Source organism: candidate division KSB1 bacterium, assembly GCA_034506395.1.
Taxonomy (GTDB): domain Bacteria; phylum Zhuqueibacterota; class Zhuqueibacteria; order Thermofontimicrobiales; family Thermofontimicrobiaceae; genus Thermofontimicrobium.
In genome coordinates, this window is the sequence record JAPDPQ010000057.1 from 1 (window position 1) to 17,426 (window position 17,426).

Genomic DNA, 17,426 nt, shown 5'->3' on the forward strand with positions numbered 1-17,426 from the left:
GTTGAAGCTAAAAGAAAGGTTGAATCTATGAAGCCTTCTCGTCTTCAAGTATTTGTCGAATATCTGCTGGACAACCTGTTTGACGTTTTGACCATCCTTGTGGCAGGTTATTTGGTGATACGTCATCAAGTCTCGCCTTTCACCACAAGTGACATTCCAGAACTTGCTACGTGGATATTGGGTGTCCTCGGTTTGATTGCAGTATCTGGTTTATGGGAGCGCAACCGACGACTAAACCGTATCGAAAGGCTATCGCAACAGAGCCACGATCTTATCGCCAATCGTCTCAGCAAAAAGGCACGAGCTGGCGACTTTTTTCTGTCGGAACGTTCCCTGTCAGACAAAACTTTTGCGTCGGCATCCACTATTTTCCTGTCTGGGATTACTTTGACGCGAACCACGAGAGAGTATATGTATGTGTTGGGGCAACGCTTAGTGGCAGGAGCCTATATCCGCATAATCATAGTGGACCCCGCAGAAGAATCAGTCCTAAAGGAATTCGTTCTCAGAAGTATGGGAGAAACTACCCCAGAGTATTGGAGAAATCGTCTCCAAACAGTTGAAACGGTGATTGACGCCATTGCGAAAACGCCTGGTAGCAAAGGGAAACTTGAAGTTGGTTACCTACCATACACACCATCTTTTGGCTTCGTGATGATTGATCCAGATGAACCACACGGTTTCTGCTTTGTAGAACTGTATCATCATAAATCAGCTGAACCCAATCCTGTATTTGAACTACGTGCATCCGATGACCCTTATTGGTACAGCTTTTTCAGGCGACAGTACGAGATTCTATGGAATAGTTGCCGCATCAAAAGGTTGCCAGATATGGGTGGGGCTGCCTAACCAGCGCATCAAGCCGACCCGCTTCGCTCGGTCGCTGCGCTCCCTCGCTTCGCGGGCGGCTTATCCGCAAACCGTTAGGTAGCCTCTCAGAAAAAACAAGGGAATGAACATCTCTTATCGGGACGGAAGGACACGAAAATTGATTAAAGCCAACTCATCTCACCACCAAATTCACCAGCCGATTCTTCACCACAATCTTTTTCAGAATCGTTTTTCCTTCGAGATGCTTCATCAACTTTTCGTCTGAAAACACTTTTCCAGCACCTGGTTGTTGGGGGCATCGATTTCGCATTCGACGGAAGAGCGTACCTTGCCATTCACCTGCACCACAATGGGAATCATTTGTTGCAGCGTTTTGGCTTCATCATAACCTGGCAAGGGCTGATTGAAAATGCTATACGGCTGGTCAATTTTCTCCCACAGCTCCTCGGCAAAATGCGGGGCAAAAGGTGCTAACAGCAGGATCACGGTCTCTCGGGCAGCTTCGAGTATCGCTTTGTGCTGCTGAGCAGGCTTGATATCCTGAACGTACAGATACATGGCATTCACCAATTCCATAATGCGGCTGATGGCGGTATTGAAATGAAACCGCTCCAGATCCTGCGTCACCATTTTGATGGTGTAATGCCGAATCCGTTCGATCTCCTTGCTCCGCTGAGCTTCATGGCCAGCAGGTGGATGTTCTTTCAGAGTTTCGACCAGGCGCCAGACCCGATTCAAAAACCTGTAAATGCCTGTAATCCCCTCATCGCTCCAATCGCCGCCATCGCTGTAGCTGCCCATGAACATCATGTACATCCGATACGTATCCGAGCCATACTGCTCGATAAACCGATCGGGATTCACCACATTACCCCGCGATTTGGACATCTTGTCCCCATCTTTGGTTATCACGCCCTGATGAACCAATCGGGTGAACGGCTCATCAAAATCGATCAATTTCAGATCGTACAGCACCTTCGTGAAAAATCGAGCGTACAGCAGATGCATCACGGCATGTTCCGCGCCGCCGACATATTGATCCACAGGCAGCCATTTTTTGACCAGCTCGCGATCAAATGCCGCCGTATCGATATGCGGATTGGGGAAGCGCAGAAAGTACCACGAGGAACAGACAAACGTATCCATCGTGTCCACCTCCCGCTTCGCCTTGCCTCCGCAGTGGGGACAGGTCGTATTCACAAAATCAGGATTGGTGGTCAGCGGCGATTCGCCCGTGCCCTTGAATTCGACTTTTTCGGGCAATAAAACGGGCAAATAATTTTCAGGAACAGGCACTTCGCCGCAGGTCGGACAATAGATGATCGGAATCGGCGCGCCCCAATAGCGCTGGCGGGAGATCAGCCAGTCCCGCAGCTTGTAATTGACCCGCCTCTCCCCTATTCCGTGCTGCTCCAGAAAGGAGATCACCTTTTGAATTCCAATTTCCGAAGGCGTCCCGCTGAACTGGCCCGAGTTGATCATGATCCCTGGATCGACATAAGCCTCTTTCAATTCGTCATGCGCTTTTCCATCAGGGCTAATGACCTCGCGAATGGGAAGGCCGAATTTTTTAGCAAATTCAAAGTCCCGCGTATCATGCCCTGGTACGGCCATCACCGCGCCCGTGCCATAAGTTAACAACACATAATCCGCAATCCAGATCGGCACCTTCTCATTATTGACAGGATTGATCGCATACGCGCCGATGAAAACGCCTGTCTTCTCCCGCTCGGTCGAGGTGCGGTCGATTTCGGTGGCTTTGCGGGCAAATTCCACATATTTTGCAACCGCTTCCTTTTGCTCATCGCTCGTCAGTTCTTTGACCAGCGGATGCTCTGGCGCCAGCACCATGTAGGTGACGCCCCACAACGTATCGGGTCGGGTGGTGAATACTTCGATGACCTGATCCGAATGCGCCACTTTGAATTTGATCTGCGCACCCTCGCTGCGGCCGATCCAGTTCTTCTGCATGGTGATCGTCTTTTCAGGCCAGTCGATCCGATTGTGCCCTTCCAACAGCCGTTCGGCATAATCCGTGATCTTGAAAAACCATTGGACTAAATCTTCATGCGTTACTCTGGAGCTGCAGCGCTCACGATGGCCATCGATCACCTGCTCATTGGCTAAAACCGTCTTGCAACTGGGACATCAGTTCACGGGCGCCTGTTTCCGATAGGCCAGCCCATTTTTGTACAATTGCAGAAAGAACCACTGGGTCTATTTATAATATAATATTTGGGATCACTGGTGTTGATCTCCTTGCTCCAATCGTACATTGCGCCGATGGCTTTCAAATGTTTGCGAATGTAATCAATGTTCTCGATTATGCTGAGGGTCACCGATGGTGGTGTCATATTCCCAATCACTCAATCAAGCTTTCTGATTCTCAATGGCGGGACGTTCCTCAATGCTAAAGCGATTAACAATCTTGCCGAGATTATCTCGGCTGCCGTAGCTTATGTGTTTCTTTTGATGCGATCAGCGCAAATGACGGTATAGCGTGCCTTCCGCTCGTTTATCAGCTCAGATATTTTGATAAATAGTCTCATGACTGATATGAATATTTTCGTTCAATATTTCAGATAACCCGAGATTTGATGGGGACTCCAGTCTTGGCGGAGATAAAACATCACTCCTTGTTTGATGACGTCAGTAAAGCAAACCGCCCTAGCTGCCATGAAGGGACGCGCTGCCGCCCGCTGCTAGGCTTGATTAGGACGATAACCTTTTAAGCCCGTGTCAAGTTTGATCTCCCGTGAAACGGTGTTCTTATAAGCACCAGTGTATTTAGCAATTTCACAAAGTGCTAAACCAATTTCTAAGATAGGCCTGAATCTCAACTCGTTATTCAAAGCTCAACTGTTTATCACTCATCCAGTACTCCTGTTAGTTCTTTTTTTTTGGCTCGCAACTCAATTAATGTTTAGCATTAATTGAGTTGGATGTTTATTGCCTCTAACAGTTGCATTTAATATTTGAACTCACGAATATTTTAGACAAGTAATTTGCAATATAAACAAAAGAGCGAGTATTGCTACTCGCTCTCTTAAATGCTCGTTCGATTGATGACTTTTATAAATTTTATTTTTTCTTCTCCAAATATTTTTCCACAAATGGCATAATGAGGTCGATCGGGACGGGGAAGATAGTGGTTGAGTTATTCTCCGCTGCTACCTCTGTTAAGGTCTGGAGGAATCGCAATTGCATAGCCATGGGTTGCTTGGCAATGACTCTTGCTGCATCAGCAAGGCGTTGCGAGGCCTGGAATTCTCCTTCGGCGTGGATGACCTTAGCACGCCGCTCGCGTTCCGCTTCCGCTTGTCGGGCAATAGCTCGCTGCATTTCTTGGGGCAAATCGATATGCTTTACTTCGACCAACGTTACTTTAATCCCCCAAGGATCGGTGTGGTGATCGATAATTGACTGCAATTCGCGATTGATTTTTTCGCGCTCGGAGAGCAAGTCGTCTAATTCCACCATTCCCAAGGTACTTCGTAGCGTAGTTTGAGCCAACTGAGAAGTAGCAAACAGATAATCTTCAACCTCAACAATGGCTTTCGCTGGATCGATCACTCTGAAGTATAAAACCGCATTCACCTTTACCGAGACATTATCTTTCGTAATGACATCTTGTGGCGGAACGTCCATTGCAATGGTTCGCAAGCTGACCCGCACAACCCGATCGACAATTGGAATGATCAGGACCAGACCCGGACCTTTCGCGCCAACCAATCGCCCTAATCGGAAAACCACTCCGCGCTCATACTCGCGGAAGATCCGAATGGCGCTGGTTAATAGAAATAATAAAATAATCACGAGAGCAACAAAAGCAGGCATGATTTCCCTCCTTAAAAAGTTCATTGATCACTTTATAATCTCATCAAAAAACGGATGAATTCCAATTTAAACGATCCTTTTTCGTGTTTATTCGACCAAAGGACCAAGATCAATTCATACATCAATCCTTCACTTTTTCGACGATAAGTTTTAGTCCTGAGACGTCAATGACTTTGATTGGTTCGTTCTTTTTAATTTTTTCCTGACTGGAAGCTTTCCAGTATTCTCCATGGACGCGGACTTCCCCCTCCGGCTCGATGTTGGTAATAGCGATGCCGATCTCTCCAACCAGGCCTTCTTTGCCCGTTGTGACTTTTTTACGATGGGTTCGAAGCGCCATATAAATTGCGAATATAAAAAATGCAGAAGTGGCCAACGTAACAGCAAGAATGAGACTCAGAGGTAAATGAACCGAAATCGATGGCGTGGATTTAAACAGCATCAGCGATCCTAAGAGCATGGAAACGATCCCTCCGATGGTTAGAATGCCATAACTGGTAACTTTTATCTCCAGAATAAAAAGCAGCGTGGCGAACAGGATCAACAGAATGCCGGCGACATTGATCGGCAATTGTTGCATCGCGAAAAATGCAAGGATCAGAAAAATACCGCCCAAAACGCCGGGGAGAATTGCGCCAGGATTTGAGAATTCAAAATACATTCCGAGAATACCGAGCATCAATAAGATATATGCAATGGACGGGTTGGAGATCATATCTAAGATTTTTGCTCTCCAATTCATTTGATGTTCAATAATTGTGGCGTTTTTAGTCATCAAAACGACGTTACCGGTATCCACCTTAGCGATTTTTCCATCTAAGAGTATCAGGAGGCTATCTCGATCGGGACAGATAAAATCGATGACGTTCATTTCCAAAGCTTGTTTCTCCGTAATCGATTGGCTCTGCCTCACTGCGCTTTCGATCCAATCTGCATTTCTGCCTCGTTTTTCCGCGATGGAGCGATTGAAGGTAGCCCACCAGTTAGTGGCTTTTTGAATTCCCACGTCTGCTGAATCTGTTTTCCCAATACCGACTGGGTGAGCGGCGCCAATATTGGTACCGGGGGCCATGACAGCAAAATGCGCAGCGATGGTGATTGATACACCAGCAGAAACTGCTCCAGCACCAGAAGGATAGACAAACACTACCAATGGAATATTTGACGCCAACATTCGCTTCACAATATCTTGAGTGGCACTGATCAGCCCACCTGGCGTGTCCAGTTCGATAATCAGGCATTGAGATCGATTTTTTTCAGCCTGTTCGATCGCGCTGATGATGAAGTCTGCGGAGATAGGATTGATGGTACCGCCTTTGATCTGGATCACTTCGACCTGGGGCGCCGCTTGGGCGAGTGCGAATTGGATGGCAAGAAAGGGTATCCACATCATCAATGAAATTGTTCTGATCTTTTTATCCATGAAGAATTCCAGTTAAAAGAAATTATCGTTTGCTGATTATATACAACAAGAGCGAAATGATCACGCTTAACAATATCGAAGTAGTAATGGGAAAATAAAAGCTAAAATTTTTCTTTTCGATGTGAATATCTCCCGGTAATTTACCAAACGGAATTCCTTTGAAAAAGTAAATAATCAAGCCAGCTACTATGAGAATTATTCCCAAAAAGATGATCATTTTTGCTAAAGGTTGCAGGTTCGGCTCCATGCTCACTTCCCTCGAGGAAAATTTGCAAATTTGATGATTCATCATTTGTCAAATTATCAACCGAAGCATAAGCATTTTTCACAACTGGAGATTAATGCCTATGAATTCAGTTGGTACAGCAACAACTTTGGAAATTATTTGATTACAGAATATCTTCTGCAGATTTCAATAACTCGATCGATCGGAATGGCCTGAACCTCATGGCCCTTGAACCCTTTCATTGAGGTCGCCTTGAATAAAGAATTGTAAATTGCCTCTTGCGTGGCTTCTACTGCAGCCAAAAACAAGGGCGACATCTGATCGTTATACAATTCTTCAGTGATTCTGGTTCGATCTTTTTCTTGGTGCAATACCCGACAAGATGGATGAGTTGAGAATGCGATGACATAATCCCCGCTGCCGTTCGCACAAAATCCCCCAGTTTTTGCCAATCCGAGTATAGCTCGCTTAGCCAAGCGCTTCAAATTTCGCGATGTTAAGGGCGCATCTGTAGCAAGCACGATCATGCAGGAACCGCCTGCTTGTTCAACTTCGTTTTTTAAATAATATTTGCCGAGCTCTTTTCCCACTGGTGCTCCATTGATTTCCAAAATGCCGCCGAAATTGGTTTGAACCAATGCTCCAACTGTATATCCTCCAAGCGATCGGGGGAGCACGCGCGATGCAGTTCCAATCCCGCCTTTAAATCCGAAGCAAATCGTCCCAGTACCTGCGCCAACAGTGCCCTCTTCGACTGGACCAGAATGCGCATTTGCAATTGCATCTAAAACATCTTGTTTGGTTACTGCCCGAGCTTGAATATCATTCAAAAAGCTATCGTTAGTTTCACCCACGATTGGGTTTATCGAGAGGATATTCTGATTGCCAGCCTGGCTGAGCGTGTAATCGATCAATGCGTCTGCGGCAGTGAAAACGCTCAGCGTGTTGGTTAGAACGATCGGTGTTTCTATAACGCCTAATTCCTCAACTTGCGTTGATCCAATCAATTTTCCAAAGCCGTTGGCAACATAAATTGCTGCTGTGACTTTTTGTTGAAAAACATTCTCTGAATGTGGCAGTATGGCTGTTACACCAGTTCGCACTTTGTCATCTTTGATTATTGTTTTGTGCCCAACTTTTATTTGTGAAACATCGGTGATTGCATTATGCTTTCCAGGAGATAGTATCCCGACTTGAATATTTAAATCTCGCGCTCTTGGTTTGAATTGATCGTCAGCTTTGAGTGGCAGCATCCTAAATATTAAAAAAATGATTGCTAGTTTTAAAATATGAATCGAATTCATTGGGCTCTTATATCTATGGCGCATCAAGAACAGTTTTGTTATCATGAAAGAGCTGTAAAAAAAATTGAATTTTTTTGCTTGACTTTTAAAAATAATTTTTGTATTATGCTTGTGCAAAAACGCCCTGCAAGATGAGGTGGGCAAATTATAAAGAGCCAACACCTAATAAAAGGGAACTTTGCTCTCGAGCGTGTATTACAGGCCTCATCCGCCTCGAGCGGATCAGTGGAAGTAAAAAGCGTTCAGGCTGGTACCCACCGTGTCGAACACGGTTCTTTGTAACCCCACCCTAATTGCAGGGTTTTTTATTTCTCAGGTAGCTAGCGCCTCCCCTATCGTGTTATAAATTTCAAATAAAGTATCCAATCGCATGCGGGTGAAAATATCCTGCATGAGCGGTTGGAGGTTTGTCAATTTTATCCTTCCTTTCCGATTTTTCATTGCGTCCTGGGCCATAATCAGCACGCCGAGTCCAGCACTGTTCATCACTGCAACATGCTCCAAGTTAATTACCAACTCATGAAAATTCTTTTGCAGCACTGAAACCATATCTTCGCGGAATAAATCAGTAATACCGAGATATATTCGTTTCTCTAAAACTGTTACTATTGCACGATCTGGCGCAAAATCAACACGGATTGTTTTTAGATCCATAAATTAATCTCCATTGATGGGAAAAATCAATAAAACGCAAGCCGATCTAAGCTGCGGTATTGGATCGCTTCGCTAATATGCTGCGGCTTAATTTGCTCGCTATTCTCTAAATCGGCGATTGTCCGAGCGACCTTTAGGATTCGATCATAGGCACGGGCAGAGAGGCCCAATTTCGTAATGGCCATTTTCAGCAGTTCTTCGCCCTGCTGATCAATTTTGCAGTATTGTCGAATGTCCTTTGATTCCATCCGAGCGTTACAAAAAATGTGCTTTTTATCCTTAAAGCGCTGAAGTTGAACCTGTCGAGCCCGTTCTACTCGGGCGCGGATGGTCGATGAACTTTCGCCTACTCGATCACTGGATAGTTCACTATATTTTACAGTTGGGACCTCAATATGAATATCGATGCGGTCCAACAGTGGGCCGGAGATCCTGGATAGGTATTTTTGAATTTGCTGCGGAGTGCATGAGCATTCATGAGTTGGATCTGTCGCATAGCCACAGGGACAGGGATTCATCGCGGCGGCTAACATAAATTGAGCTGGGTAAGTAATAGAAAGGGCTGCACGGGAAATGGTGACTACGCCATCCTCAAGCGGCTGACGCATGACCTCTAAGACATTTTTTTTGAACTCTGGCAGTTCATCCAAAAATAGCACGCCATGATGCGCCAGGCTCACCTCACCCGGCCTGGGCACTTGCCCACCGCCGATAAGTCCTGCGTCGCTAATTGTATGGTGTGGCGATCGAAATGGCCGCGTGGCAATCAACGGGGTATGGGATGGCAACAATCCAGCGACTGAATGAATTTTGGTCGTTTCTAATGCTTCTGCCAACGTGAGATCGGGCAGGATGGTGGGCAGACGTTTCGCCAGCATGGTTTTGCCAGAGCCAGGTGGGCCTATCATGATGATATTATGGCCGCCGGCAGCAGCCACTTCCAACGCTCGTTTGACGTGCTCTTGCCCCTTGACATCCTGGAAATCGATATTGTAATGCCGACTCTTAGAAAAAACTTCTGCCAGAGAGACCTGTTTGGGAGCGATCGATATTTCGCCATTAAAAAATGCCACAGTTTCAGCTAGAGAGGAAACTGGATAAACAGAGATGTCCTGCACCATGGCAGCTTCACTGGCGTTTTCGACTGGCAAAACAATTCCTTTTTTTTGATTTTTGCTGATTTCGATCGCGATCGGTAGCGCGCCGCGGATGGGGCGAAGGCTGCCATCGAGCGAGAGTTCGCCCAAAATCACGTAATCTTCCAGATGTTCTTGTGATACCACACCAGAGGCAGCCAAAATTCCGATCGCAATGGGCAAGTCGTAGGCAGAACCTTCTTTTTTAATATCGGCTGGCGCTAAATTGATAGTGATCCGCTTCTGGGGAAAAGGCAAATTCGAGTTCTTTATCGCAGCATTGACGCGTTCTCGCGATTCTCGCACTGCGCTGTCGGGCAAACCTACGGTAGCAAATGATGGCAACTGACTCTCAAGATGCGCCTCCACTTCGACGATATAGGCATCTATTCCAAGAACAGCGGCGCTATAGATCTTTGCTAACATATTGCCTCATAATTTATTTCTCTGAAATATATACAAATTAATTTCCAAATTGTCAATAGAAAATTTATCAAATTCGAACAAGAAAAGCTAAAAATTCTGATTTAATGCTTATTCAAATAGCCTTGCTACAATTAGATTAGTCCTCTCAAAAGTTAAGAATCGTCGTCTGTTATTTCCACCATTAAAGCTTCTTAAAGTGATAATCGACATCAATGTGGTTCAAAAAAGATTTTCCCTTTGAAGTATCCATCGGCGCCAAATTGCTAATTCAGAATTCAGGAATGATTGAAATTTTCCGATGCAGTTTTATAGTCGTATACATTTCTTGTGCATGGGAATTTGATTCGAGATATGCACTAAAGATGCGACGATCGATCAAAACATATCGGCAGTGGATTCAAAAAGAGCAGGCTGCCCTTTTTGGAAGAGCAGCCTGCGTTCAAAGCGAAACGACCATGTGTATTCGGTTATTTCAGAATGGTCATCTTCTTAACCGACTCGAAGTGATTGGCCTTCACTTTGTAGAGGTAAACTCCGCTTGACAAATTGTTCGCCGTAAAGTCAAATTTATGATAGCCAGCATTGAGTTTGCCTTTGAATACGTCGGCGACCTTCTGTCCCAGAATGTTGTAGATAGCGATTTCCACATCAGCATTCTCAGGGATGGCCAGTTCAATGGTCGTTGATGGGTTAAATGGGTTGGGATAATTCTGCTTGAGGACGTAATCCTTTGGCAAGCCAACACCCGCCTGCGGATCTGCAGCCGTTGGAGCAGCCTTCTTGTAATAAGCCTCGATCCACAAATCCGTATCCAGACCCCAGGAATATGTTGGATTCGTGAAATCGTTGTATTGTCCATCATTGAACTTCTCCCAGACGCGATTGGCTTTGTCACCCTCGCCATTGGCGTCAGCGAACAGCGCGAACTCGTCATCCGCAGTGGTCGACCATTCAAATCCGATGAAAATGAGCCCGGTCAAGGTAAGCGGATTTTCCAGGAAGAATACATTGCCCATTTTAGTGGTATCGAGAACATCGGTAGTGGTCTTCACTTCGGCAAGGGTCTCGCCCGGCGCCCCATTTGGCTGAACAGTTTTCACTACCAGGCTAATTGTATCGGGATCATTGACGATATTCTTATAAGCAAAGTAAAATTTGAAGCCGTGCAATACATCGCGGGCTTTCAAATCGAACCATTGATATTTACCAATATCGCCATAGCTATTGGTACCCACGATAAAGCCTGAACCATAAGGATTTCTGTGCAGCACAGGGGTATTGCCATAGAACAGGGTATCAAGTTCTGAGACCACAAACTGGCTATTGTTGGAGAATGCGGCGACGCCATTGTTGGTTCCTAAGATGAAGAACAATTGAGTATCGTCGGATACCTTCATGACATCGACGCTTCCAGTGCCATTGCCGTTGGCGAATTTGCCGATGGATGATGAGAAGTATTTCACGAAGGCTCTTTTCGGGCCTTGAGTGATATCTAAGACATGAATTTTTTCCGCATCACCGGCCCCGGGGACGTCAGGATAGTAAATCACTAAAAATTCACCTTCGGCAGTCGCAAAATATTTAATTTTGGTCGCGCTGGTCCCGACGATGCTGGTAGAAACTGTGTCCATCGCATTGGTAGCTGGGTCAAATCGGAACAGCGGATTGCCATAGGATTTGATATACAGATGGCCATCTTTGGTTTGAGCGATATTCGGAACTGTGCCCAATTTGCCAGATGGCAACGTCACCACTGTTGGGGTGAAAGTTTGACCATTATCCGAAGTGGTGAATTTCACGAACTTGTCGCTATTGGCGACCCCAGCATAAATCACCAAAGAGTTATCGCTGGCTTTGCCGTAGGCGCTGATCATATCGCCCATTCTGCCAACCGCACCATCGTAGGAAATAGCGGTTGTCGCAACATCCGTCTCGCTCTTCCAACTGTAAACGCGGAATGGATTGGTGGCATCTGCGGTCAGCGTCATATTGGAAACCAGAATAAGGCCATCTTCCGAGACATCAACCGCATTGAGATGGAACAGTCCAACGCCCTCTGCCTGAGGAGGCTTGGGAATCACGCCCAGGCTATCCCCTGTAAGCGCATCATAAATGACGGTGCGATGCACTCCAAATCGAGTGACCACATAAACGCGGTCAGCGCCATTGACCTTCCCATAGGCCATGCCACGGGTGTAGTTGCTGGTGGACATATAGGCTGGGAAGTTGCCAGCGGCCTGGGTTTTCGCCCACATCGGGAACAGCTTTTCTGGTGGCGGTGGCGGCGTGATCAGCTCGATAAAATGTTCGCGCAAGGTGCCGCGCAATGAATAACCATCATTATACACGCTGGCCGACGAGGTGAATTGGTCTGCCTGGGCAATAATCGTCAGCAATCCGCTTGGCGGCGTCCATCCATCCAAATCCGTTTCCTTGTCGATGAAAATGTAGGTGGTGTCTTTACCATCGGTCAAATACACGCTGCCATTGCTGCCAGCAGCCGGCCACTTGCTCAGGTCGATAAATCTCACGCTATCGACTTGGACTAATTGCGCCTCGTACTCTTCGCCAAGATCAGCTATCCTGATCTTTTTGGGTATCACCACGTTACCAGTGCTAAGCACCTTTACATCACTGGCTTTCGCTGGAATGATTTCGGTGACGCCTCGATAGAAGTCAACCACGCCTTTCGCTTCAATTTCATCGCCAAAATTCAAGCTGATGGAGACCGATCCTGAATAGAGAACGATTCCAGCGGTCTCATCTTGGAAATAATATTGGCAGCGCGAACCATAATTCGGCGAAGCGACAATGCCTCGAACGATAACGGTATCTCCCTTGCGATCGGGGTAAAAATCGCCATCCGCATCGATTCGCGCTTCGGCGATGGTGATCACTGTCACGGGTTGCAATTCTACATCACCTTCATCTGCTCCCATGTAGGGTCGATTCTGGGAACGCGCTTGTCCATCGATATCGAATGGGACTTCGGGCAGTGGGGTTCCAGCAAGGTTAATATCGCCAATCGAAGCGCCAGTAAGATGGAGGTCAGTAGCAGAGACGAATTCCACAGGTTTTGCCACTGAATGGGCATCCCCGCCAGAAGCGGTCTTCCAATCGGCCAGTGTTGCGGCGTCGGCTGTGTCCCAAAAACCGGTCTTGGCATTAACACTACCAGCAAGGTAGTAATTATTGTAATCAGCATTCAAACTGCCAGCGGTACCGCTTCGATAGATTGCATGGGTCTTGAAATCATCTTCGCCATTATAGATGATGTTATTTTTAACCGTGTTGATCCCGTTGGAAACTTGGATCCCAGCATAGACTACAACACCAGTTCCTGGATCGATTGCCACATTATTCATGTGGATGGTATTGTGATATACGTTTGAAATTACTTTATCAGTGGCTAATCGAATACCAATCAAATTAAAGTTTGGATTTGGCGTCGTTGAGGTTGCATCGAATCCAGTGATAAAATTATTAAAGACATTGTAAGTTCCCCGTCCTCCACATTGAATCCCGATAATGCCATAATCTCCAGAGTTGCTATTCGCCGTTGAGAGCAGGGTAATTTTGTTATTATAAATGTTTGTCACATCGGTGGTATCAGTTATATTGAAACCGAAGATACCAAAACTCATAAAACCAGTGTTGGTCTGGATAACATTGATATCGTTGCCGATGATATCGGTGCTACCAGCGTAATTTAAGAATATGCCACGCGTTTTGGCAGTGATTGTGTTATTCTTGAACACAATCCCTTTCATGGATACCAAGGGAGTGCCAGCCGGCGGCGTCCCATAGGTAGAAATGGCCAAAGCCTGCGCACTGCTTTTCACCGTGTTGATAATCTCACAATTTTCCACAGTGACGGTATCTGCGGTGAAGAACTTCGCCTGGGTGGCATCATAGCGGTAGGTCAGCAAAAGAGCATAGGTTACGCTCTGCTGCGCCCAGACTTTGACATTTTTCACTGTGGATCGATTGACATCACCGATTAGGCGGAGCGTTGTTGCGTTGCCATGAGCGGTTGAGGCTGTGGTGATTGTAAGATCTCGAGTTGTGCCATTCTCGGTATTGCTGCCATCGATGATAATATTATTTGTGGTCACCAATTGGGCAGTAGTGTTAAGGTCTTTTGTTCCAATTACCCAAGCGCCTGAAATACCGGCGGACGGAGCGTCTGTTGATTGAGTGAACGTGATAGTTGGCGTTACCCCAAGATATGGCTTAAAGGTTATGGTATAGGGATCTGGATTTACACCCAAAGCCACATTAGATGCTTCGGTTAGATCACTGGTAATGTAAAAAGTGCAGTTTCCCAGAATCATTTTCTGATTGAGGTCATCGCAAGCTGATTTCAAAGAAAGATAATGCGGATCCCCCCCTCCTGGTGCCGTTCCAGCCGCGCCGACATAGTAAACGCCGCTTAAATAATTAGCATTGACTTCATAGGCGCCAAAGCCATTATTGGTGCTCAGCACGTAGACCACAAATTTGCCGTCACCCAAATTCTTGATGGCAACATCACCGGTGCCATTGGCATTGGTATTGGCACCAAGCTGCGCTGTTTCAACGATGCTGGCAGCATTCGCATCGCCACTTGTGACATCCACCACTCGGGCGTTCTCTTTGGTCGAACCATATTGGTAGGACACGACCAGCTTATGGCCTCCTGCCTCAATGTAACGAATGGCGTTGCTGCCAGTCCCTAAAATCGTGCCAGGAATTTCACCAATTTTATTACCCGTCGCAACATCGAACTGCTTGGCATAATTGCCGTTGCTGTTAACATATAAGCTGGTCAGCCCAAGTCCAACAGGCCCAACAGCAGGAGAAGCGCCGCTTTTTTCCGCGATCGGGATCTCGGTCGCGGTAAAACTCATGCCATTATCTGCGGTCGTCAGCTTCAGCACATGTTTGGGCTCAGGACCACCACTGGCCTGCGAAGCTGCGAAAAATATCGTGACACTATTGTCCAAGGTAGAGCCTACAACGGTCATTTTGTCGCCGTAACGGTAGGAGCTGGCAGTCGTACTATTGAAGACGACGATCGCATTGCTGGTATCGCTATCCCAACGATAAACCTTCAATGCAGTCGTAGCAGAGTTAACCGTCAGATTACAGGCAAAGATGACCCCATCTTCAGAAACCTCGATATCATTGAGCGCAAAGGTTCCGCCGGTAACAACAGTTTTGTCGATCTTTAATGTATCGATTTCGGCAGGACCACCACTTGCCGCATCAATGATTCTCACAAATAATCCAGCATTCCTACTTACAACGTAGATTCGCTCTTTGCCTCCGACGACTCCATAGGCAAATCCTCGCTCGGTGTTGCCAGATGGAGAAAACCAGGATGGCAAAGTCCCTGCAGCCACGCTGTTTTCCCATATTTTCGTTATGGGAGTTTGGCTTTGCGCCATGCTGGCAAATAAAAGAACCAACAGAACCGCTATAAATTTCTTCATACTACCTCCTTCATGTTTCTTCAAATTTGGTGAATTAAACAGGCTCAAGTTTGAGATTGAGCTTCAACTTCTGTACAATGTTACACCATTTTTAGCGATCACCTCCTTGAAAAATTAATCCGAGACTTCGTTTTAATTGAGTCAATAGATCCAAAAAGAAATTTACTATTCGAAGCTGCTTGAAAACAAAAGAGAGATAAAAAAGATGAAGATAAATTAAGTCCCGCTATGGCAGGATAACAGCAGGTCCATTTGATTCCAATTTCAGTTGATAGTTGAGAGATCCTTTTGTTCTTTCCGAAAAATTGTTCGATCAATTGTATCACACTCAATTCGAGGTTCCTTCGTTTTGAAATGCGACAATTAATCAATGGCCAAATATAATGAAATTGAAATTTGTTCGCAAGCATTTTGTTGGATTCTTTTCAGCCTCTAATAGGATTTTTTGAAACCGAGTTCATCTTATCTTCCGCTCGCTTGGCGCTGAACAAATGATGCTGCAAGGGTATTGGCCAGCACTTGCGCAAATTGGCCTCGGGTAAATTTTAAAGCATCATCTCCGACAACTTTTTCAGCAAAGCGATTGACCAACTGCTTATTGCCCTCAGATTTGATCTCAAACTTTTCTATTGAATTTTTGAGCCAGATCCGAGCATCCTTCTTTGCAAGAAATGCGTTTGGCCGAAATAATAATGTATTCGAGTCTGGCTCGATAATTCCAATCGCTGCCAGCCATTGCACCGCTTTGAATGCCTCATGATCTATTGGCACATCGACAAACCAGTAAAGCGGAACGCCCGATTGGACCAAGTGATACTGCAATCTTTTCACGAGCATCGGGTTTTCATAAATTTCATGAATTGACTTTCTTGACTGAATGGCCATCACTGCCAGCGCCCCTGCTGCTTCGCCGATGGCCCACTCCACTGGATGCAAGCGATAGGCGCCATTGGTGATGTGCGTGGTGCCGATGTTTTTGGCGCCAGCGATCAGATTTTTCACCCGAATCGGGATCAGTGCCCCGAGCGGAATCTGGAATGGCTTGGTGGGCAGAAATAGCCCCTGATCTTGGTCATTGCAGCGATGCAAATCGATCCAATATTTTCCGATGCCCACGCTATTGTCAAAAAATTTCGCCCGAGCATCCTGCTGGAACTCAGCCGAAATGTCCTGCTCCCGAATGATCTGCCTCGCCTTGATGCGACGAGACTCCCGAATGTACGGGAACTGGGAGAGGCCATCCTCGGTGCCCATGACGTCCTTCCGCAGCTTCAATTCGGGATAGCCGAATCCGCCGTCATCCCGAGGCGCTTCGGTTTGCAGCCAATACAAAAAGCCCAGGCTCAACTCTTTGGCCTGCCTAAGCCGCTGCGCTTGCTCCTGCGGGTTCACGTCGATGATGCTCCCGCCACGAAAATCATTGCTGTGCCAGTTGATCATCGCAATGTCATGGGGAAAAGCCGCATCCCGAAATTGCGCCGCATCGATCAGCCGCCGATAGGCCCAGAACGAGCCTGGCGTGCCTGGCGCCTGCCCGAACATCAAATAGCGAACGCCCTTCTCGGTCACAAAACTATACGGCTGATGCTCCCGATTGAACTCATAATTATCAGGCTTGGCAATGCCATGACTCTCACCAGGACAAAACTCCACCGCAAACGTATAGGTTAAGCTTTGCACCATGTTCGGATCGCCAGCCCCAGGATGGGCGTGTGGCTCTCCCGTGGCGCTGGAGGGTTCGGCGCCGACCACGTACTCCGTCCCCGTCAGCGGCAGCAGATCGCCCAATTCCGTGGCATCGATAAAATATTGGGCTTCAAAAATGATCTTCTGATCCGTACCTTTAACAGCCGTGATCGTTTTGATGTGATCATCATTCACTTCAGCAGCGATAGCTCGGGTGTTGGCGAAAATTTTCAGCTTCCCAGATTCTTCCAGCGGCTGCAGCATTTTTTGCAGCACTGCCAGCCCAACTCGTGGCTCGAACCCCAGCCGACTGACCCAGCAGTTGCCAGGATCCAAGTTGGGATTATTTTTCGCTGAATCGGCCAGTTGATAGTGCGTGCGATAATAATCTCGAATTCCGTTTCTGAGCTGATAATAGCTGGCCGTGCC

10 protein-coding genes and 1 pseudogene are annotated in these 17,426 nt (G+C 46.6%); 2 read left to right on the forward strand and 9 right to left on the reverse strand.

Annotated features, from left to right (window positions below; all coding sequences use genetic code 11):
* Window positions 1-849: hypothetical protein (locus tag ONB37_19795; protein MDZ7402407.1), on the forward strand; the 849-nt coding region annotated here is incomplete at its 5' end.
* Between the two features lie 231 nt (window positions 850-1,080).
* Here the strand turns inward: ONB37_19795 and leuS are convergent.
* Window positions 1,081-2,961: pseudogene (gene leuS, locus ONB37_19800) on the reverse strand (leucine--tRNA ligase).
* Window positions 2,962-3,144: 183 nt separating this feature from the next.
* Here leuS and ONB37_19805 point away from each other — a divergent pair.
* The gene (locus ONB37_19805) at window positions 3,145-3,330 is read left to right on the forward strand and encodes a hypothetical protein (GenBank protein ID MDZ7402408.1); all 186 of its coding nucleotides are present in this window, start codon (window positions 3,145-3,147) and stop codon (window positions 3,328-3,330) included.
* Between the two features lie 582 nt (window positions 3,331-3,912).
* Here the strand turns inward: ONB37_19805 and ONB37_19810 are convergent.
* From ONB37_19810 to ONB37_19845, 8 genes are all read right to left on the reverse strand, one after another.
* The gene (locus ONB37_19810) at window positions 3,913-4,668 is read right to left on the reverse strand and encodes a slipin family protein (GenBank protein ID MDZ7402409.1); all 756 of its coding nucleotides are present in this window, start codon (window positions 4,666-4,668) and stop codon (window positions 3,913-3,915) included.
* A 121-nt stretch (window positions 4,669-4,789) separates the two neighbouring features.
* On the reverse strand, window positions 4,790-6,091 hold the full coding sequence (locus ONB37_19815) for a nodulation protein NfeD (protein ID MDZ7402410.1): 1,302 nt from the start codon (window positions 6,089-6,091) through the stop codon (window positions 4,790-4,792).
* A gap of 22 nt (window positions 6,092-6,113) precedes the next feature.
* Window positions 6,114-6,338, reverse strand: a complete 225-nt coding sequence (locus ONB37_19820) for a DUF2905 domain-containing protein (protein ID MDZ7402411.1) — start codon at window positions 6,336-6,338, stop codon at window positions 6,114-6,116.
* Window positions 6,339-6,472: 134 nt separating this feature from the next.
* The gene (locus ONB37_19825) at window positions 6,473-7,570 is read right to left on the reverse strand and encodes a P1 family peptidase (protein MDZ7402412.1); all 1,098 of its coding nucleotides are present in this window, start codon (window positions 7,568-7,570) and stop codon (window positions 6,473-6,475) included.
* Between the two features lie 363 nt (window positions 7,571-7,933).
* Window positions 7,934-8,275: an STAS domain-containing protein gene (locus ONB37_19830; protein ID MDZ7402413.1), complete on the reverse strand. Its 342-nt coding sequence runs from the start codon at window positions 8,273-8,275 to the stop codon at window positions 7,934-7,936.
* Between the two features lie 26 nt (window positions 8,276-8,301).
* Window positions 8,302-9,837, reverse strand: coding sequence for a YifB family Mg chelatase-like AAA ATPase (locus ONB37_19835; protein ID MDZ7402414.1), 1,536 nt, complete (start codon window positions 9,835-9,837; stop codon window positions 8,302-8,304).
* Between the two features lie 467 nt (window positions 9,838-10,304).
* Window positions 10,305-15,311: a T9SS type A sorting domain-containing protein gene (locus ONB37_19840; GenBank protein MDZ7402415.1), complete on the reverse strand. Its 5,007-nt coding sequence runs from the start codon at window positions 15,309-15,311 to the stop codon at window positions 10,305-10,307.
* A 462-nt stretch (window positions 15,312-15,773) separates the two neighbouring features.
* Window positions 15,774-17,426, reverse strand: a 1,653-nt coding sequence (locus ONB37_19845) for an FAD-dependent oxidoreductase (GenBank protein ID MDZ7402416.1), incomplete at its 5' end; no start/stop codon positions are given.

Coding starts and splice junctions, on each gene's coding strand:
- ONB37_19805 (MDZ7402408.1), top strand. CDS start 3,145: ATGTTCTCGATTATGCTGAGGGTCACCGATGGTGGTGTCATATTCCCA.
- ONB37_19810 (MDZ7402409.1), bottom strand. CDS start 4,668: ATGCCTGCTTTTGTTGCTCTCGTGATTATTTTATTATTTCTATTAACC.
- ONB37_19815 (MDZ7402410.1), bottom strand. CDS start 6,091: ATGGATAAAAAGATCAGAACAATTTCATTGATGATGTGGATACCCTTT.
- ONB37_19820 (MDZ7402411.1), bottom strand. CDS start 6,338: ATGGAGCCGAACCTGCAACCTTTAGCAAAAATGATCATCTTTTTGGGA.
- ONB37_19825 (MDZ7402412.1), bottom strand. CDS start 7,570: ATGCTGCCACTCAAAGCTGACGATCAATTCAAACCAAGAGCGCGAGAT.
- ONB37_19830 (MDZ7402413.1), bottom strand. CDS start 8,275: ATGGATCTAAAAACAATCCGTGTTGATTTTGCGCCAGATCGTGCAATA.
- ONB37_19835 (MDZ7402414.1), bottom strand. CDS start 9,837: ATGTTAGCAAAGATCTATAGCGCCGCTGTTCTTGGAATAGATGCCTAT.
- ONB37_19840 (MDZ7402415.1), bottom strand. CDS start 15,311: ATGAAGAAATTTATAGCGGTTCTGTTGGTTCTTTTATTTGCCAGCATG.